At 73.6% G+C, this 19996-nt stretch carries 11 protein-coding genes; 6 read left to right on the forward strand and 5 right to left on the reverse strand.

What is annotated here, in order from left to right; all coding sequences use genetic code 11:
- Nucleotides 1-110: 110 nt before the first annotated feature.
- Nucleotides 111-1580 carry a glycoside hydrolase gene (locus ACWC5C_RS12385; RefSeq protein WP_450875384.1) on the reverse strand — a complete coding sequence of 490 codons (1470 nt, stop codon included), beginning with the start codon at nucleotides 1578-1580 and terminating at the stop codon, nucleotides 111-113.
- Between the two features lie 246 nt (nucleotides 1581-1826).
- On the opposite strand from ACWC5C_RS12385, the gene otr(A) reads away from it, so the two are divergent.
- Nucleotides 1827-3749, forward strand: coding sequence for a tetracycline resistance ribosomal protection protein Otr(A) (gene otr(A) / locus ACWC5C_RS12390; RefSeq protein ID WP_450875385.1), 1923 nt, complete (start codon nucleotides 1827-1829; stop codon nucleotides 3747-3749).
- On the opposite strand, the gene ACWC5C_RS12395 is transcribed toward otr(A), so the two are convergent.
- On the reverse strand, nucleotides 3746-5656 hold the full coding sequence (locus tag ACWC5C_RS12395) for a beta strand repeat-containing protein (protein ID WP_450875386.1): 1911 nt from the start codon (nucleotides 5654-5656) through the stop codon (nucleotides 3746-3748). The two genes, otr(A) and ACWC5C_RS12395, sit on opposite strands and share 4 nt — an antisense overlap.
- On the reverse strand, nucleotides 5616-6368 hold the full coding sequence (locus ACWC5C_RS12400) for an IPT/TIG domain-containing protein (protein ID WP_450875387.1): 753 nt from the start codon (nucleotides 6366-6368) through the stop codon (nucleotides 5616-5618). Before ACWC5C_RS12400 ends, ACWC5C_RS12395 begins: the two co-directional genes overlap by 41 nt.
- Nucleotides 6369-6911: 543 nt before the next feature.
- On the opposite strand from ACWC5C_RS12400, the gene ACWC5C_RS12405 reads away from it, so the two are divergent.
- From ACWC5C_RS12405 to ACWC5C_RS12425, 5 genes are all read left to right on the forward strand, one after another.
- Nucleotides 6912-8588: a trypsin-like peptidase domain-containing protein gene (locus ACWC5C_RS12405; RefSeq protein WP_450875388.1), complete on the forward strand. Its 1677-nt coding sequence runs from the start codon at nucleotides 6912-6914 to the stop codon at nucleotides 8586-8588.
- On the forward strand, nucleotides 8585-11026 hold the full coding sequence (locus tag ACWC5C_RS12410) for a tetratricopeptide repeat protein (protein WP_450875389.1): 2442 nt from the start codon (nucleotides 8585-8587) through the stop codon (nucleotides 11024-11026). Before ACWC5C_RS12405 ends, ACWC5C_RS12410 begins: the two co-directional genes overlap by 4 nt.
- A 25-nt stretch (nucleotides 11027-11051) precedes the next feature.
- The gene (locus ACWC5C_RS12415) at nucleotides 11052-12527 is read left to right on the forward strand and encodes a VWA domain-containing protein (protein ID WP_450875390.1); all 1476 of its coding nucleotides are present in this window, start codon (nucleotides 11052-11054) and stop codon (nucleotides 12525-12527) included.
- A 137-nt stretch (nucleotides 12528-12664) separates the two neighbouring features.
- On the forward strand, nucleotides 12665-13573 hold the full coding sequence (locus ACWC5C_RS12420; RefSeq protein WP_450875391.1) for a hypothetical protein: 909 nt from the start codon (nucleotides 12665-12667) through the stop codon (nucleotides 13571-13573).
- The gene (locus ACWC5C_RS12425) at nucleotides 13570-14862 is read left to right on the forward strand and encodes an ABC transporter substrate-binding protein (RefSeq protein ID WP_450875392.1); all 1293 of its coding nucleotides are present in this window, start codon (nucleotides 13570-13572) and stop codon (nucleotides 14860-14862) included. Before ACWC5C_RS12420 ends, ACWC5C_RS12425 begins: the two co-directional genes overlap by 4 nt.
- A gap of 21 nt (nucleotides 14863-14883) precedes the next feature.
- Here ACWC5C_RS12425 and ACWC5C_RS12430 read toward each other — a convergent pair whose 3' ends face one another.
- Both ACWC5C_RS12430 and ACWC5C_RS12435 read right to left on the reverse strand, forming a co-directional pair.
- Nucleotides 14884-16797, reverse strand: a complete 1914-nt coding sequence (locus tag ACWC5C_RS12430) for an MFS transporter (RefSeq protein WP_450875393.1) — start codon at nucleotides 16795-16797, stop codon at nucleotides 14884-14886.
- A 216-nt stretch (nucleotides 16798-17013) separates the two neighbouring features.
- A complete protein-coding gene (locus tag ACWC5C_RS12435; protein ID WP_450875394.1) occupies nucleotides 17014-19956 on the reverse strand; it encodes a D-alanyl-D-alanine carboxypeptidase in 2943 nt (980 codons plus the stop codon).
- Nucleotides 19957-19996: the final 40 nt, after the last annotated feature.

Genomic DNA, 19996 nt, shown 5'->3' on the forward strand with positions numbered 1-19996 from the left:
TCCTCCGGGCGATCAAAGGCGGGTCGACCCGCCTCACGCTCGCAGGTCTGCCCCCGCGCCTCCCAGAGGCGCGGGGGCAGACCTGCCGCCCTATGGGGCAGCGGCACCCGCTACTCCGTCACGCCGTCGATCTGGAATGTCTGCACCGACTGCGCGGCGAACGGCACGCTCAGCCGCTTGCCGTCCAGCACGGTGTCCCGGCGCGCCGCGTACAGATCGCCGCCGCCCGCCGTCTGCGTCGACCAGCGCGGTACGAGACCGCCCGCACCGCCGCTGACCTGGCCGAACCGCGACAGGTCGAAGGTGAGGGTCTGCGCGGCGCCGGGGTTGACGGCGACGAGCACGAGGCGGCGGGCGGCCGGGTCGTACGCGGCGACCGCGTGGTCCGAGCCGGTGGCCAGGACGCGCATGCCGGGGCGGATGTGCCGGGTGAACTGGGCCAGCACGTAGTACTTGGTCTGGACGGCGCCGGGCTGCGCGGTGTTCGGGTCGTAGTGGATGAGCGCCCAGCCCGCGCTGGGGTCCATGACCTGCCAGTAGCACCACGCGGTGGGGTGCAGCCAGCGGAAGTCCAGGCAGAGGTTCGTGGCGAGGGAGAGGCCGGTGCCGTCCTTGTCGCCGGTCTCGGAGTTCCACAGCTTCTTGCCCGCCGCGCGCACGTCCGCGTACAGCAGGTCACGGCGGCCGCCGGAGCCCTGGTAGCCGTGGACGTTGACCTGGTCGACGAGGGCCCGGGTGGGCGCGTCGAAGGAGCCCCAGGTGGTGCGGGCCAGGTCGTAGCTGGTCTCGTCGGAGGCCGAGATGCGGGCGGCGGACAGGCCCCGGCGGTCCAGCTCGGTGCGGAGGTGGCCGAGGACGGTGCGCTGGACGCCTGCGTCCATGTGGCAGCCCTCCTGCGTGCCGTCCGCCTTCCACCAGGTGGAGGAGGGTTCGTTGAACGGCTCGACGGTGGCGAAGCGGACGCCCCAGTGGTCCTGGGCGTAGCGGGCGGTGGTGGCGAGGTAGACGGCGAACTGCCGGTAGTTCCAGGACTGGAGGTTGTTGCCGCCGTCCGCCGCGCCGGAGGGGTTGTGGTTGAGGCACATCCACCACATGGGCGCGTTGGAGAACAGCTCGGTGACGGCGCCGCGCTGGACGGCCTTGGTGAGCGCCGCGCGCTGGGGCGCGTCGGCGGTCCAGCGCCAGGCGGAGGAGGCCGGGTCCTCGCTGGACCAGTCGTGCCAGAAGCCCTCGATCTGCTTGAAGCGCGGGATGTTGGGCGAGACGGCCATGGACTGGCCGCCCACGCTGGTCCAGGCGCAGCCGCCGACGTTGTAGCGGGCGATGGTGAGGCCGAGGCCGGGGAGGGTGGTCCCGTCGTACGGGGTGTTCTTGGTGGTGAAGAAGGCGTCGGCGAAGTCGTCCCGCTGCCCGAAGAGGTTGGCCCACCAGGCGAGCGAGGTCCCCCAGCCCTCCCAGCCGCCGTAGTCGGTGCCCGGGTCGACGGTCACGGCTTCGTCGGCGTGGGCCGTGCCGGTGGTCAGTGCGGTGCCGAGCAGGGTAGCGCTTGCTGCGGTGAGGAGCGTTCTTCGGCGCACCATGTGTCCCTTCTGCCGCTTGGGCCCCCGTGGTGTGAAGCGTCGGGCGCGCAGGGGGAGTTGTCGAGAGGTCTGACAGCGCTTTCTGCCCTCGCGTCAGACCGCGCGTAAATCGGTTGCCCGCAGGGTCCCGCCGCGCTCAGGATGTCGGCGACATTCCGCCCACGCGACAGGAGCATGCGATGCGCCGATTCCTCGGAACGACTCAGCGCCCCCATCGGACGACCGTCTTCGAGGACATCACCACGCATGCACCAGACCATCAACATCGGCGTACTCGCCCATGTCGACGCCGGTAAGACCAGCCTCACCGAGCGGCTGCTGTTCGACGCGGGCGTCATCGACCGCCTCGGCAGCGTCGACGCCGGGGACACCCAGACCGATACGGGCGCGATCGAGCGGGAGCGCGGCATCACCGTGCGGTCGGCCGTGGCGTCCTTTCGCGCGGGCGGCACCCAGGTCAATCTGATCGACACCCCCGGCCACTCCGACTTCATCGCCGAGGTCGAGCGGGCGCTCGGCGTGCTGGACGGGGCCGTGCTCGTGCTGTCCGCCGTCGAGGGCGTCCAGGCCCAGACCCGGGTGCTGATGAAGACGCTGCGGCGGCTGCGGCTGCCGGTGCTGCTCTTCGTCAACAAGATCGACCGCGCGGGCGCCCGCCACCCGGAGCTGCTGGCGGACATCCGGCGGCTGCTGGCGCCGCACATCGTGCCCATGACGGACGTACGGGACCTGGGCACCCGGGCCGCGCGCGCCCGGCCGCGCTCGCTCGACAACGTCGGCGTACGCACCGAGCTGGCCGAGGCGCTGGCCGAGACCGACGACGCGCTGCTCGCCCGGCTCGTGGACGGCCCGCTCCCCTCCCCCGCCGAGGTGCGCGCGGCGCTGGCCTCGGGGACGGCGGAGGGGCGGGCGCACCCGGTGTACTGCGGTTCGGCGCTGAGCGGCGAGGGCGTCGCGGCCCTGGTCGACGGCGTCGTACGGTACGTTCCGCCCAGCCCGGACGGCGGCGGCGACGGCGGCGGTACGGAGCCCCGGGGCGCGGTCTTCGCCGTCGAGCGGGCGGCGGGCTCCGCCACGAAGACCGCCTATCTGCGGCTCTTCTCGGGCGAGCTGACCGTACGGCAGCACCTCACCCTGCACCGGCCCGGCGGCCGACACTGCGACGGGCACAGCGGGCAGATCACCGCGCTGGAGGTGGTGGGCCGTCCCAGGGCGCGGGCGCTGACCGCCGGGGAGATCGCGCGGATCAAGGGGCTGCCCGAGGTCCGCGTCGGCGACCGGCTCGGGGACAGCGCCGCTGGAGACGGACAGCGGCACTTCGCGGCGCCCACCCTCCACACCCTCGTCCACGCCCGCGAGCCCGGCCCTGCGGCGGCCGTCCGGCTGCACACCGCGCTGCTCGCCCTCGCCGACCAGGACCCGCTGATCCACGCCCGCGCGATGCCCGGCGGCGCCACGTCGGTGCTGCTGTACGGGGAGGTGCAGAAGCAGATCATCGCGGCGACGCTGGCGCAGGACTACGGCATCGAGGCCGACTTCGAGCCGAGCCGCCCGGTCCTGGTGGAGCGGCCGGTGGGGGTCGGCGAGGCGTGCTACGAGATGGCGAAGCGCGGTCATACGGGGCCGTGGGCGACGGTCGGGCTGCGCGTCGAGCCCGCCGCGACCGGGTCCGGCGCCGGGTTCGGCTACGAGACCGAACTGGGCGCCCTGCCACGGGCGTTCCACACGGCGATCGAGCAGACCGTGTACGACACCCTGCGGCAGGGTCCGCGCGGGCGCGCGGTCACGGACTGCCGGGTCACCCTGATCCGCTCGGGGTTCGACGCCCCGATCAGCACCGCCGCCGACTTCCGGGGCGTCACCCCGGGGGTGCTGTGGGAGGCGCTGGAGCGGGCGGGGTGGCGGGTGTACGAGCCGTATCACGCCTTCGAGCTGGAGATTCCGCCCGATGTGCTGACAGCCGTCACCGCCCGGCTCGCCGCGGTCGGGGCGGACCTCGCGGAGAGCGCGGGCGGTGGGTCGGGGTGGCTGCTCACCGGGGAGATCCCGGTACGGTCGGTGCACGAGTTCGAGCACGCGCTGCCGGGGCTGTCGCGGGGCGAGGGGGTGTGGCTGACCCGCCCGTCCGGCGACCGGCCGCTCCCCGGCGGCGCCCTGCAGGAGCCCTAGATATCGGGCCCGGCGACACGGGCGTACGTCACGGCGTTGCTCGTGCCGCCCACGGTCGTCGCGGTGACGTTGACCGCCCCGGCCGACCCAGCCGGGGCGGTCGCCGTCACCCAGCTGTCCGACACGACCGTGAACGCGGCGAGCGTGGAGCCGAAATGGACCGCGCTCGTCGTGGTCAGGCCGCTGCCGAACAGGGTGACCGTGTTGCCCCCGCCCAGCGGGCCCTGACCGGGGACCGCGCTGGTGAGTACGGGGACGGGCGCGTAGACATAGGTGACGCCGTTGCTGGTGCCACCGGGCGTGGTCACCGTCACCTGCACCGCCCCGGCGGCCCCAGGCGGCGCCACCGCGGTGATCTGGATGGCGGAGACGACCGTGAAGGACGTGGCGGGGACGCCGCCGAAGGTGACGGCCGTCGCGCCCAGCAGGTTCGTCCCCGTCAGGGTGACGGCCGTACCGCCGGAGACCGGGCCGGAGGCGGGGGTGATGTCGCTGAGGGTGGGGACGCCGACGTAGAAGTAGGTGACGCCGTTGCTCACCCCGCCCGGACCGGTCACCGTGATCTGCACCGGCCCTGCGGTGCCCGGCGGGGCCACCGCCGTGATCTGCGTCGCCGACACCACCGTGAACGACACCGCGGGCACGGAGCCGAAGTGCACCGCCGTGACGCCGGTGAGGCCGCTGCCGGTCAGCGTCACCGTATTGCCGCCGCCGACCGGCCCCTGGCCGGGCGAGACCGCGCTCAGCACCGGACTGGCCGCGTACGTATAGGTGAGGCCGTTGCTCGTACCACCGGGCCCGGTCACGGTCACCTGTACGGGACCTGCGCTGCCCGGCGGGACGACCGCCGAAATCTGCGTATCCGACACCACCGTGAACGACGTCGCCGGAACCGCCCCGAAAGAGACCGCCGTGGCCCCGGTGAAGCCGCTACCGGTGATCGTCACCGTATTGCCGCCGGCGGCCGGGCCCCCGTTCGGCGAGACGCTGCCCAGCACCGGACTCGCCGCGTACGTATAGGTGAGGCCGTTGCTCGTACCGCCCGGACCGGTCACGGTCACCTGCACCGGACCGGCGCTGCCCGGCGGCGCGACCGCCGTGATCTGGGTGTTCGACACCACCGTGAACGACGTCGCGTTGACCGAGCCGAAGCGGACGGCCGTGGCCCCGGTGAAGCCGCTACCGGTGATCGTCACCGTATTGCCGCCGGCGGCCGGGCCCCCGTTCGGCGAGACGCTGCCCAGCACCGGACTCGCCACATACGTATAGGTGAGGCCGTTGCTCGTACCGCCCGGACCGGTCACCGTGATCTGCACCGGACCGGCGCTCCCGGGCGGCGCGACGGCGGTGATCTGCGACGGCGAGATCACGGTGAACGACGTCGCCAGGACGGAGCCGAAGCGCACCGCCGTGACCCCGGCGAGACCGCTGCCGGTCAGCGTCACGGTGTTGCCCCCGGCGGCCGGGCCCTGATTCGGGGAGGCCCCGCTCAGCACGGGGGCGGGGGTGGACGCGTAGGAGAAGGCCACCCCGTTGCTCGTGCCGCCCGGGGTGGTCACCGTGACCAGCACATTGCCGGAGCCCGCCGGGGAGGTGGCGGTGATCTGGTTGGCGGACACGACGGTGAAGGCGGGGGCGAGGGTGGTGCCGAAGCGGACCGCCGTCGCCTGGTTGAAGTTGCTGCCGGTGATGGTCACGGCGGTCCCGCCTCCGGGTGATCCGGAGGCGGGACTGACGGAACTGATCACCGGAGGGGACGCCGCCGTGGCCGCGGGCGCGGCGGTTGCCGTGGAAACTCTCTCCTGGCCTGCGACGTGAGGGATGCTCAACGTACTGCTCCTTCCAGCGGAACGTCCCAGAGAGTGATCAGATACCGGGCCCGGCGAGGTACTGGAACGGCGTCGCACCGGTCGCGCTGCCCGCGGGGTTCGTGACCGTGACGTCGGCGGGGCCGGGCTGTCCGTCCGCCGTGGGCGGGGTGACCGCGGACACGGTGGTGGAGTTGACGACGCTGAACGGCGCCGCGATGCCGCCGAAGGTGACCGACTGCGTGGTGCCCAGGTTGGTGCCGGTGATGGTCACCGCGGTGCCGCCGGAGGCCGGACCGGAGGTGGGCGTGAAGCCGGTGACAGTGGGCACGTCCACGTAGGTGTAGGACAGGCCGTTGTTGCTGCCGCCCGCCGTGGTGACGCTGACCCCGACGGACCCGGCCGCCGCGCCCGCGGGCACTGCGACGGTGATGACGCTGTCGGAGACGACCGTGGGGGTGGCGTTGTTGGCGCCGAAGGCCACGGAGGTGGCCGTCGAGAGCCCGGTGCCGGTGATGGTGACGGTGTTGCCGCCCGCGAGCGGGCCGGAGCTGTCGCTCAGGCCGGACTTGAAGGGCGCGCCGACGTAGAAGAACGTCAGCGGGTTGCTGGTGCCGCCCGGCGTGGTCACGGTCACCGGGACCGCGCCGCTGCCGGACGGCGAGGTCACCGTGACCGAGGTGGGCGTGTTGGCGGTGATGGTGGCGTTCTTGCTGCCGAACTTCACCGCGGAGGCGTTGGCGAGGTTCGTACCGGTGATGGTGACGGTGGTACCGCCGCCGGTCGACCCCTGATTCGGAGAGATGGGCATGGCGTGTGCTCCCTGCTGAAGACTGAGCGGGCCGCGAGGCCCTGATACGGCTCAGAGAACGGAAGGAGAGAGGGACGGGACGGGCCGGGCGGGTCGGACCCGCTCGCGCTCGCAGGAGAATGCGATGTGCGCCGGCCGGGTCGTTGGGGACGCCCGCCCGGCCCCCTCGCTCGGTACGCCTGGCGCCCGGGACCGACGAGGATGCGGGGGCCGGTTCGCCGGTGACACCGGCGGAGGCCATACCGCACGTTTTCAGTAATCCATCGGAATGAGTCCGTCCACAAGAAGTGTGACGCCGCATCACTCGAATGGCGGGGCGCGCGGCCACCGCGGGTCGTCGCGGCCCCTCGCGCCGGGTTCGCGGGGGCCGCGCGGGAGCGCGCGGCGAGAGGCCGTGGTTCCCATTCCGGCGGCCTCTCACCCGATCCCGTGACCCATCGGACGAAGGGGTCACTTCCGCACCCGGCGGGCGTATCCTCTTGCCGCATGGGGGAGGACACGGGCATTCCCGTCAATGGGTGCTCCGCCGGGGGGTGTTGGCGGGTGCGGATCCGTAGCACGACCGGCGAGATCCTGGGCGCCGGAATCCTTCTGGGCGGCGACACCGTGCTGACGTGCGCCCATGTCATCCCGGACGACGGGCGCCCGGTGCCCGCCACGCCCGTCCTCGTCGACCTGGTCCAGGTCCCCGACGCCGCCCCCGTGACCGCGCGGGTCGCGGCGGGCTGCTGGGTGCCCCGGCGCTCCGACGGATGCGGCGACATCGCGCTGCTGACGCTGGACCGGCCGCAGCCCGCCGAGCACGCCGCGCCCCTGTACCGGCTCTCGCCCGAGCCGCTGGGGCAGGTCCGCAACCTCGGCTTCCCGCTCCACAACGACGACGGCACCTGGTTCTACGCGAAGATCGCGGGCACCGTCGGCCCGCGCGCGGAGTGGCTGGAGCTGATCCCGGACTCCCCCGGGGACGTGGTGCGGCGCGGATGCAGCGGCGCCGGGGTGGAGGACGTGAAGACCGGCCATGTCATCGGGATGATCGTCAACCGCTACGACGACGCCCCCGGCATCCCCGCCGACGAGCGCCGCCTGCGGTCGAACATGATCCACATCGAGACGATCCTCCGGCACCTCCCGCTCGTCCACCGCTTCGTGGGCGGCGCCCCGGTGGTCGACGCCCGGCTCGTCTCCCGGCTCACCTCCGGCGAACGGGGTGTGCTGGACGTCCCGTTCGCGCAGCGGCTCGCCCTGTGGCTGCGCCGCGCGTCCCTGGCCGGACGGGCGGGCGGCGTCGCGGACGTGGAGACGGTCGTCATCGCGCACGACGACAGCGGCCGCTACGAGGCGCTCAGCCGCGCCGTGACCCTCGCCGACCGCGAGCTGTCCGGAGGCGGCGACGACGAGGCGGTGTCCGCCGCCCCGCACGGCACCGTGCCGCCGCTGGGCAGCGTGGACCTGGCCCTCGACGTCACCGGCCGCACCGACACCGAGGTGGCCCGCCGGGTCGCCGACCGCCTGGACCTGCGCTCCCCCGGCGACGCCTCCCCGCTCAGCCGCGTCCGGGCCAACGCCGTCCCGCTGACCGTCGTGGCCGTCGGGCTCGACCACGCGAGCGAACCGGAAGCGCTGATCCGCTTCATGAAGCTCCTCGCCGACCGGGGCGCCCGGCTGATGCTGGTCTTCCGCGACCCGCACGCCCCCGGACTGCGGCTGGCCGAGCGGCTGTTCCGCCCCGACCCGGAGCGGATCGACGCCTGGCTCGACGCACTGGCCGCCGAGGTCGCCGAGGCCACCGGCCTGGAGCGGGAGGCCACCGAATCCGGCGCCCGCGCCGCGTCGGACCCGGCGGAGGCCCCGGCCCTGCGCATCAACCTGACCCGGCTGCGCGGCGACCCCGAGCTGCGCACCCACCACATCGTGGCCAAGCTGGCCGCGTTCGAGCACGCGGTCCGGGCGGTACGGGACCGCGCCGAGGCCGCCCTGCGCCGGGCCGACGCCCAGCGCGACGAGATCAAGGAGCTGAAGGGCCTGCTGAACGCGTACGCGGCCCTGCTAGGCGCGAAGGCCGCCTCAGAACGCCGCGAACTCTTCCCCCTCCAACGCGCCGCCCACCACGAACTGACCGCCCTGCCCTGCGACGTAGCGGCGGCCCGCCGAGCCGTAGACCGCTTCGTCCAGGCGGTGCACGCGGCACCGGGCTCCTCGCCGGAGAGGGAGGCGCCATGACAGCCGTCGCGGTGTGTGGCCGCCCCGACTGCCCCGGCGGGGGCCGCGCCCAGATCAACACCCGCAGCTTCTGCACGGAGTGCGGCCGCAGACCCCTACCAACCGCCGCGCGCCCGGCCGGGAACCCGGAAGCGGCCCAAGGCCCGGGCCCAGCCGCGTCCGACGCCGATACCGGACCCGCCACCGGCGCGGGCGCGGGCGGAGGTGCCCGCACCGGGCGCGGCCCCTACGCCACAACCGGCCCCAGCGCCGCCAACCGCAGCGGCAGCGCGACCGGCATCCGCTCCGGCGCGACCAGCGCCACTGAGCGGGTGCGGCGGCGCGATGCCGCGCGGAAGTTCTCGCTGGGGCCCGCCGGGGACGGGCTGCTGGATCTGCCGTGGGTCGAGCTGCCCTCGCTCACCGACCTCGTGCTCGACGATCCCCGGCCGCCGTCCCGGGGACAGATCTGCGGGCGGCCGGGGTGCGAGGAGACCGTGGGCGCGCCGTACAACGGGGAGCCCGCGCTGGCGGCGGGGGTCTGTCCACGGTGCCGCCATCCGTTCGACTTCACCCCCCGGCTGCGCCCCGGCGATCTGCTGGGCGAGCAGTACCGGGTGATCGGCTGCGTCGCGTACGGCGGGCTCGGCTGGGTCTATCTCGCCGAGGACACCCAGCTGGACCGGCAGCCCGTCGCCATCAAGGGCCTGATCAACAACGAGGACGAGGCGGCGCTGCGGGCGGCGGTCGAGGAGCGCCGCTATCTGACGATGCTCGACCACCCCGGCATCGTCCGCATCATCAACTACGTCACGCAGCGAGAGGAGCCCGGCAGCGACCGGCTCACCGGCTACATCGTGATGGAGTTCGTCGGCGGCATGACGCTCGCCCAGATACGGGACGCCATCGCGGACGCGATGCCGCCGTACGACGGGCCCCGGCTGTACGAGCACATCCTGGCGTACGGCTGTCTGGTGCTGCGCGCGGTCGGCTATCTGCACGGCGAGCGGCTGCTGTACTGCGACCTCAAGCCGAGCAACGTGATGCATTACGAGAGCCGGGTCAAGGTGATCGACCTGGGCGCGGTCCGCCGCCTCGGGCAGCGGGGCGGCGATCCGCCGGTGATCACCGAGGGGTTCGCCTCGCCCGAGTCGCTGCGCGGCGGCCCGCTGACGGAGCGCCACGATCTGTACGGCGTCGGCGCGACGCTGCGGTCGCTGTCCGACAAGGCGCGGCGGCCCGCGCAGGCCCCGCCGGGCCTGGGCGCCGAGTCGTACTGGCGGGTGCTGGCCCGCGCCACCGCCCACGATCCACGGCGCCGGTTCGGCTCGGCGGCGGAGATGTCCGAGCAGCTGTGGGGCGTGCTGCGGGAGATCCACGCGCTGCGGCTGCGGGAGGAACAGCCCGCGCCGTCCACGCTGTTCGCCCCCACCGCCGCGCTGCTGGACGCGGGGCTCGGCCGGATCCCCGGGCTCGAACACTGGCTGGACGGCGACCCGCGCCGCGCCCTCGCGCACGGGCTGCCGTCGCCGCGGCAGGTGCCGCCGGGGCTGCCGGTGCCGTTCCCGGACGCGGCGGACCCGGGCGCCGCCCTGCTCAACACCCCGACGGACAGCAGCTCGCGGCGGCTGATCGAGCAGCTGGGCGCGTTCCCGTACCCGTCGGCGGAGATCCGCTTCCGCAGCTGCCGCGCCTACCTCGACCTGGGGATGCGGGGCCGCGCGGACGCGGAGCTGACGGCCGCCGAGGAGATCATCGGCAGCGGGGCGGCGTACGACTGGCGCCCCGCCTGGCACCGCGCGCTCCTGCGGCTCGCGGGCGGCGCGGTGGCCGAGGCGCGGCGCGCGTTCGACGCGGTGTACAGCGCGCTGCCCGGCGAGTACGCGCCCAAGCTGGCGCTGGGCTACTGCGCCGAGCACCTGGGCGACCACGAGGCGGCGAAGCGGTTCTACGAGGCGGTGTGGGAGCGCAACCGCTCCCAGGGCAGCGCCGCCTTCGGCCTGGCCCGGCTGCGGCTCGCCGCGGGCGACCGGGGCGGGGCGGCCGCCGTCCTCGACGGGGTCCCGAAGGTCTCGCGCCACTACGACGCCGCCCGGATCGCGACCGTACGGGTGCTGGCGGGGCGGCTCGGCGAGCAGCCCCACGACCGGCCCACCGCAGAGGACCTGGTGGAAGTGCTGACCCGGCTGCCACGGCTGTATCTCGACGACGGGCGCGCCCACGGGCAGGCCCGGGACCGGCTCACCGCGGAGGTGCTGGAGGCCGCGCTCGACTGGGCGCCGCGCCCGGGGCAAGCGGCCGACGCCGGGCTGCTGTTCGGCGAGGGGGACGACGAGCTGTCGGTGCGGTCCCGGCTCGAAGCGGTGCTGCGGCGGCTGGCCCGGCAGGCCGACAGCCCGGAGGCGCTGGGGGTGCTGGTCGACCGCGCCAACGCCATCCGGCCCATGACCGGCGTCTGACAGAGCAGGGGGACGAGGGGATCACATGAGCCAGGAACGGTACGGGGACGACGCGGGCGACGGCCCCGCCATCACGCTGCGCGTGCACCAGAACAAGTACCTCCCGGCCGCCGCGGGCCCCACCGAGATGCACGCCGTCGTCAGCGTCGAGACCCGGGGGCTCGGCCCGGCGGCGGCCCGTACCGCCGCCTCCGAGGTCATCGTCATCGACTGCTCCGGCTCGATGGGCTGGCCCCCGACGAAGATCGCGGCGGCCCGCCGGGCGACCGCGACCGCCGTCGGGATACTGCGCGACGGCACCCACTTCGCGATCATCGAGGGCACCGAACAGGCCCAGGTCGTCTACCCGTTCGCGGGCGGCATGGCCGTCGCGGGCCCCGACACCCGGGCCGCCGCCGCCCGCGTCGCGGCCCGGCTGCCCGCCATCGGCGGCACGGCCATCGGCGCCTGGCTGGACCTCGCCCGCCGCCTCCACCTCAGCCGCCCCGCCGCGATCCGGCACACCCTGCTGCTCACCGACGGCCGCAACGAGCACGACGCCGCCGGGTATCTGGACAAGGTGCTGGACGGCTGCGCCCCGCACTTCACCTGCGACGCGCGCGGCATCGGCGACGGCTGGGACGCCACCGAGCTGAAGGAGATCACGCGGCGGCTGCACGGCCGCGCCGACGCGGTCCTCGACGACGCGGCCCTGACCGCCGAGTTCGAGGCGATGACCCGCGCCGCCATGGCCAAGGCGCTCTCCGGGGTACGGATCCGGGTCCGCACCCGGGCGGGCGGCCGGATCGCCTTCGTCAAGCAGGTGCACCCCACCCGGTCCGACCTCACCGCCGAGGGCACCCGCCCCGACGACCGCACCTGGGAGTGCCGCACCGGCGCGTGGGGCGACGAGTCCCGCGAGTTCCACCTGTGCGTCCTCGCCGACCCCGGCAGCGACCCGATGGGCGAGGACGTCGAACTGGCCGCCGTCGACCTCACCCTGGACAGCGATACGGACGGCGATACGGAACTTCCGCCGCCGCCCGCCCGGTCCGTACTCGTCCAGTGGACCGACGACCTCCTGCTCTCCTCCCGCGTCGACCCCCGGCTGGCGCACTACGGCGCCGACTCCGACCTCGGCCTCGCCATCACCGCGGGCTGCGACGCGTACGAGGCGGGCGACCGCGAGGAGGCCCGGCGGCAGTGGGGGCAGGCCGTGCGGCTCGCGCACGGGCTGGGCAGCGCCAAGATGCTGGCGCGGCTGAGCGGGCTGGTCCACATCACCGACGCGGCCACCGGCGAGGTGCGGATCAGGGAGCCGATCCGGCCACTGGACCTCAACTCGGCGATGATCGTGACCGAGGAGAGCGTCCGCTTCATCGCCTCCCGCTTCACCGAAGCCCCCGACGCGGCCCCCACCGGCCCCGACCAGGTCTGCCCGTCCTGCCGCCGCACCGCGCCCGCCACCGCCGCGTACTGCCAGAAGTGCGACACCCCGCTGCGCCCGGAGGGCGTCGTATGAGCGTGGCCCGGCGCGCCGCGCGGGCTGGACTGAGGAGCCGCGCAGCGACGAAGGAGCGAGCAGCGACGAGGGAAGCCCGTGCGTCAGAGCGCGCCGGGCCTGAGCGGGCAAGAGAGGGCGGGACCCGCGCGTTTCTGGTGCGGCGGCTGACCGCGCTGCTCGTCCTCACGGCGGCGGCGGTGACCGCGCTGTTCGCCGCGTACTACGGTGTCAGCCGCAACACCACGGCGGTCAGCGACCGGTCGACCCCCGCGATCCTCCAGGTGGCCGCCGCGATCGACGCCCTCCACGCCGCCGACGCCCGGGCCAGGCTGAGCCTCGACGGCCCCACCACGGACGTCGAGGGGCTCGGCGAGGACTACCGCAACGAACTGTCCACGGCCAACCAGTCCCTGGCCCAGGCCGTCAAGAGCACCACCGGCGGCAAGGCGGCCCGGCAGTCGCTGCTCACCATCGCCGGGCTGGTCTCCTCGTACAGCGACATCATCGAGCAGGCGTATGTGAACCGTGGCAACGAGGATCTGCGCGACGCCTATCTCGGCTACGCCACCACCATGCTCATCCGGGACCACGACGGCATCCTGGCCCGGCTGGACACCGTGCAGGACGGACAGCGGCAGGTGCTGCGCGCGCAGACCTCGTTCGGCTGGCTGCTGACGTTCGCCTGGTGGGTGCTGGTGCCCGCGCTGTTCCTCACCCTCGGGGCGCTGCTGTGGCTCACCCAGCGCTATCTGCGGCACCGCTTCCGCAGGCTGGTCAACCCGTGGCTGGCCACGGCGACCGTGCTGCTGATCGCGGTGATCCCGCTGGGCCTCTTCACGGCGCAGACCCAGCAGCGGCTGGGCGAGGCGGGCTCCATCCTGCACCGCACGAACATCGGCTCCAGCGGCGGCGAGACCGCCGACAAGGTGGCCGAGACCATGCGGGGCACCCACTGGCGGGCCGGGGCGGTCGGCTGGATCCCGCTGGGCGGCGCGGTCCTCGCGGCGCTGATCCTCATCGGGCTCCAGCCGCGCATCGACGAGTACCGGTTCCAGCCGCGATGAGCGCCCGCACCCGCTCCTTCAACGTGACCGCGGCCGTCCTCGGGCTGTGGCTGCTGGTGCTGACCGCGGTCGGCGCGGGCGACACCGGCGGACAGCGGTCACGCGGCAGCGTCAGCGTGCTGGCCACCTGGACCGGCGACGAGGCCGCGGCCTTCCGGGATCTGCTCAAGTCGTTCACCGACGAGTCCGGCATCCGGGTCGACTACCAGGGCACCACCGCGCTGCGCGAGGTGCTGTCCTCGGAGGTGAAGGCGGGCACCCCGCCCGACATCGCCGTCCTGCCGAGCCCCGGCGAACTCGCCACCTACGCGGACGCCCCGCTCGTACCGCTGCAGAAGGTGCTGCCCGCGCGCACCCTCGCCGCCTACGGACCGCTGTGGAAGCCCGCACCGCACGGGGACGGCGCGGTCTACGGCATCGCGGTCAAGGCCGACCTGAAGAGCATCGTCTGGTACGACGAGAGGCGCCACGACGAGGAGGAGCTGCCCGCCCTCGCCGCGAGGGACGGCGAGTGGTGCGCCGGGATGGGCGGCGACGCCACCTCCGGCTGGCCGGGCACCGACTGGATCGAGGACATCCTGCTCCAGCAGCAGGGCAAGGACGTCTACGAGGCGTGGGCGACCGGCGGCCTGGAGTGGACGGACCCCCGGATCGGGCGGGCCTGGCGGACCTGGGGCTCCCTGTTCGGGAAGGGCGCGGCACGCACCGCGCTGCTCACCGACTTCCGGGACGCGGGCGGGAAGCTGTTCGCCGCGCGGCCCACGTGCGCGCTGGAGCACCAGGGCTCGTTCATCCGCGGCGGCTACCCGCCGAAGGCCCGCGCCCGGGCCTCGTTCACCTTCTCCACCGGGCTGATCCCCGGGGCCGACCCGGACTCCACCGCCCGGGAGGTGTCGGCGGACTTCGCCGCGATGTTCCACGAGACCCCGCAGTCGCGCCGCCTGCTGGCCTATCTCGCCTCGGCACAGGCCCAGACCGCCTGGGCGGAGAACACCCCGGACGGCCGCACCCGCCCCTTCTTCGCCAACGGCGAGGTGCCCGTGGAGGCCCAGCCCGACGACGAGGTGGCCCGGCCGATCGCCGAAGCGCTCAAGGACTCCCGCTCGCTGTGCCTGGACGCGTCCGACGCCATGCCGACCCGGATGCGGCTGGCCTTCCAGCGCGCCGCCCTCGCCTACCTCAGCGATGTCGGCAAGGGCCCGGGCGCGCTGCTGACCAGCCTCGAGAAGGTCCGTACCGATCTGCACCGGGAACGCGGAAGGCCCTGGCTGTCCACCGTGTGCGGGTGACAGCCAGGGCCCGGCCAGTCGTTACGGAGCCATCTCCTTCGGGCAGGGCGTGCCGCGCGGCAGCTTGTACTTGCCCGCTATCCGGTAGGTCCCGGGCTTCGGGGCCTGCAGCACGGTCCACTCGTCCTCCGGCTGGCCCTCCACGGCCGCCTCGGTCCGCGTGGTCAGACAGCCCTGGCGGTTGACCGGCAGCTCCTCGTGCTCCTCGGCCTTGGGGGCCTTGACGCTGCGCCCCTTGGCGTCCACCAGGCCCAGCCACGGCGAGTACGGGATGCGGATCAGGACCGGCCCGCGCTCCCGCACCTTCAGGACCAGCTGGTCCGCGCCCGCCCGCTCCACGGTGGCGGGCGGGTCGGCGACCTGCGTCGGGTTCTCGACCTCGTACAGCTTCCAGTTGTCGTCCGACCACACCTGCCGCAGATACGGGAGCTTGGCGTCCTCCAGCAGCTGGGACTCCTTCTCGGCCCCCTTGTCCGGGTCGTCATTGGGGAGCACCACGTAGTGCACCGCCCAGCGCTTGAGCCACTCGTGGTAGGTCGCGGGGGTGAGGGTGTTCTCGCCGTAGAAGATCGGGTTGCGGTCCAGGTCCCGCTGCCGGTTCCAGCCGCGCGCCAGGTTGACGTACGGGACGAACGCGGAGGACTCGCGGTGGCTGCGCACCGGCACCACCTCGACCCGGCCCTGGTCGGTGTTCACCCGCTTCAGCTGGTCGACCAGCGGCGCCAGCTCACGGGCCCAGGACGCCGAGGGGGTGGTGTGGATGACATCGTCGCCGGTCTTGACGACCTGCCACACCGTGACCGTCGCGAGCGACAGCACCACCGCGATCCACCGCTGTCCGGCCCGCGTGGTGCGCAGCTCGGCGCGGGCGGGCTTGATGCCGGGGGCGGTCAGCGCGGCGATCACCACCACACCGCCGAAGATCATGCCCAGCCGGGAGATGTTGGTGCCGATCTGCGAGGGAATCAGCCAGGTGAGCACCACACCGAGCGCGTACAGCGCCGCGCTGACCCGCACCGTGCGCCACTCGTGCGGAGACAGCAGCCACCCCGCGAGCCCGGCGGTCAGCGGCAGGATCACCGAGCCGATGGACATCGGCTGCTCACCGGAGAACGGGAACAGCCACGCGGACAGCGCGACCACCAGCACCGGCGTGACGCCGAGCGCATACGCGGCCGGGCGCCGCTTGGTCAGCCACAGCGCGGCCGCCACGATCCCCACGAACAGGCCCGCCACCGGGCTGGCCATGGTCGCCACCCCGGACAGCAGCGCGGCCAGCAGGAACCGTCCGGTCCGGTGATGCCAGTGCCGGGACCGCCAGCGCACCGGCCACGCGAAGATCACCGCCACCGCGGCGAGGCCGAACATCGCGCCGAGCCCGAAGGTCACCCGGCCCGAGATCGCGTTGCAGACCAGCGCGAACGCGCCGTACAGCGCGGGCCACATCGGCCGCGCCACCGAGCGGCTGCGGACCAGCAGCAGGGCGAGCAGCCCCGCGGACAGCGTCCCGGCGATCACCATGGTCGACCGCACGCCGAGGATGGCCATCAGATATGGCGAGATGACGCTGTACGACACCGGGTGCATGCCGCCGTACCACGCCAGGTTGTACGCCGAGTCCGGGTGCTGCAGCGCGAACTCCGCCCAGGCGTCCTGCGCGGCCAGGTCGCCGCCGCTGTTCGCGAGCAGCGCCACCCACAGCAGGTGCAGCACCCCGGCGGCGGCCAGCGCGGCGGGCACCGGGCGGCGCAGCACGCCCCAGACGCGCTGGACCACCCCGGTCCGCGCGGTGGTCCCCTCACCGCCGCGGGTCGCCTGCGCTGCGGAATCGTCCGGTTCGGCGGGCCAGCGCTGCGCGGGCAGGCGTATTCGCGCCGCGGTGCTCTCCTCCGAGCTGCCGTTCTTGTCGGCCCGTGTCGGATCCACGGTGGTCACTGTGGCTCTCCCCGTCTTCCCCCGAGGTCTGCCCCTGTCATCTTCTCAACCCTGTACCGGTTCCCCACGGTTCGCCTCGGGTTCACCTCGGCGAGTCAGGTCAAGGGACATTCAGGCGACGCTAGCACGCGGAGGTGGTTCGTCAGCGGTTACGGACAGGGGCACCGGCGCGGCTCGCGCCGGTGCCCCTCAGGGACGTCTCGTCCCCTTGGCGCGTCAGGAGATACGGGTCAGCTTCGACCCGAACGACGGCTCGGACAAGTCCTTTTCCAGCGCCACCGGCGCCTTGACCTGACCGGGCCCGGTACCCACGGTCACCTCGCCGACGACCGTGCCCGCCTTGGCGGTGTGCGGAATGGTTTTGCCACCGTCGCCGATCTTGATGTCGACGTTCAGCCCCGCCCAGCCGACCGCCTTCAGGTCCTTGGTGGCGACGACCGGCGTCGTACCGCCGAGCCCGTCGTCCACCTGACCGACGACATCGCCCTTCTTGATGACGGTCGCCGAGGTCAGCGCGGACTGCACGGCGGTGATCAGCTTGTAGCTCTCCGTCTGCGCCAGCTGGAGGCTGGCGTCCAGCGTGGTGGGCGCGCGCTGCTCCAGCACGACGCCGAGGATCCGCTGCTTCTTGCCGTCGATGGTCCGTACGGCACCCCACATCAGCGCACCGCCCGCCGGGGTGGACGACCCGGTCTTGATGCCGATCACACCGGGCTTCACCAGCAGATTGTTGTTGTTGTAGATCTTGCCGTCGAGCCCGGGGATCTCGGTGTTGGGCGTCGCCACGACCTCCCGGAACGCCTCGGACTCCATCGCCGCCGCCGCCAGCTTGAGCTGGTCGGCCGCGGTGGACTTGGTGGACTCCTTGAGCCCACTGGGGTCCGTGTAGGTGGTGTTCTTCATGCCCAGGCTCTTGGCCGCGTCGTTCATCTTCTTCGTGAACGCGTCCAGCGAACCCGCGTCCCAGCGGGCCAGCAGCCGGGCGATGTTGTTGCTGGAGTTGATCAGGAGCAGCTGGAGCAGCTGGTGCTGGGTGAAGCTCTGCCCCTCCTTGACCGACGCCCGCGACTCGTCGGCGGAACTCGACTCCTCGGCCGCCGTCTTGTCGATCTTGATGCGCGGGCCCTCGGCACCGGCCTTCAGCGGATGGTCCTTGAGCACCACGTAGGCCGTCATGACCTTGGTGACACTCGCGATCGGCACCGCCTTCTGCGCCCCCGACGTGCCCAGGCTGCCCACGCCCTGGACCTCGGCCGCGGACTGGCCCTCACCGGACCACGGCATGGTCAGCTTCGCGCCCTTGAACGTGTACGACGCGTCGGCCGTCAGCTTCAGCTCCGGCTCCGGCAGCGGCCGCACCGCCTGGGCGACCCCCAGGAGCACCACGAGCAGGATGGCCAGCGGCGTCCAGATCTTGACCCGCCGCACCGCCGTCCGGATCGGCGTCTCGGGCTTGGGCGGCCGGTTCGTCAGCTCCGCCAGCAGATCGAGCGGCGCGGGCTGCTTCCCGTCCGGCGTCTGCGGCGGCAGCGGCTGCTGCCGGGTGCGCTCGGTCTCGGGTACGTCGTCCGGCTTCGCCGGGGCCTTCGCGGACGCCTTCGCCGGGGCCTTCGCCGGGGCGGGGGCGTCGGAGGAGCGCAGGGGTACGAACTTGCTGGTGCGCTCGTTCTCGCGCTCGGACGGCTTGGCGCCGCCCTTCTTCGTGTCGCTGGGGAGCGCCTTGATGGCGGTGGTCGGCTGGTCGACGCCCTTCTTCTTCTCCGGGAGCACCCCGAACGCGGAGGTGGGCCGGTCGACGGGCTTGCCGCCCTTGCCGTCCTTCTCCTCCGCGTCCTCCACCTTGGGCGCCCGGAAGACGGCCGTCTTCTGATCGACGGACGGCCGCGACGGCTTGTCATCACCGTCCCCGTCGTCATCGGCCCCCGCCCAAGCGGGCCGCCGCTTCCCGTCGCCGGACGCGGCGGCCTTGCCGCTGTCGTCGCCGTCGGAACCCTTGGAGCCAGCCTCGCCCTCGTCGTCCGCCGCACCCGCGCCGGAGTCGGCCTTCGCCGTACGAGACCCCCCCGAACCCTCGCCACCGGACGGCACCTTCGGCGCACGGAACACCGCGGTCTTCTGGTCGCCCCGCGCCTCCGAGGCGGCGCCGTCGCCGTCCTCGGCGTCGGAGTCAGCGTCACCCTTGGCATCGGCGCCCGCCTTCGCGGAACGCGACGTGCCCGACCCCTCGGCGTCGGCACCCGCCTTCGCGGGGCGGGACGTGCCCGAGCCCTCGTCGCTCGACGCGTCCGCGCCGCCCTTGGCAGCTGGGTCGTCAGCGTCGCCCGCATCGTCGGCGTCGCCCTTGGCGGAACGAGTCGTCCCCGAGCCCTCACCACTGGACGCGCCCGCGCGTCCCTTGGCGCCCGAGCCCTCGTCGCTCGACCCGCTCGACGCGTCCGCGCCACCCTTGGCGGCTGAGCCGTCAGCGTCAGCCTCGGCGCCCGACGCGTCGGCGTCACCCTCGGCGCCGGAACCCGCCTTCGCGGGGCGAGACGCGCCCGCGCTCTCATCGCCGGACGCGCCCGCGCTGCCCTGGGCGGCTGCGTCGTCAGCGTCGTCTTCGGCGCCGGAGCCCACGTCCGCCGGACGCGAAGCACCCGAGCCCTCGCCGCTCGACGCGTCCGCGTCACCCTCGGCGCCCGACGCGTCGTCGTCACCGTCGGCGTCGGCACGCTCAGACGGCGCGTCCGACGACGCACCCTCCGCGTCCGACTCCGCATCCGGTTCGTCCGACGCCACCCAGGCCGCGACAGCTTCCCGCAGCCGGGTATCGCTTCCCTCCGGCTTGGGCGCCGACTCGTCCGCCGCGTCCGGCGAAGACGAATCACCCTCGGCCGACGCCCCGGGGCGGACCGGGAGCCCCGACTCGGTCTCCGCACCGCCCGGTTCACCGGATTCGCTTTCGCGAACACCAGACTCCGGACGCTCCGATTCCGATTCCGGTTCCGTCGACGCCACACCGGACCCACCGGAAGCCGCGTCCTCGGCGACGGCGATCGCCGAGCGACCGTCGTCGGCCTCCTCCTCACGGGAGGCCGTGAGCCGCGGATCACGCGCTCCCCTAGCCGTCTCCCCCGACGACTTCTGCTGATCCGACCTGCCGGGGGACTCGCCCGCCACCGATGCCTCCTCGATACGTCACACGGGACGCCGGGCGCCT

The organism is Streptomyces sp. NPDC001700 (assembly GCF_053596435.1).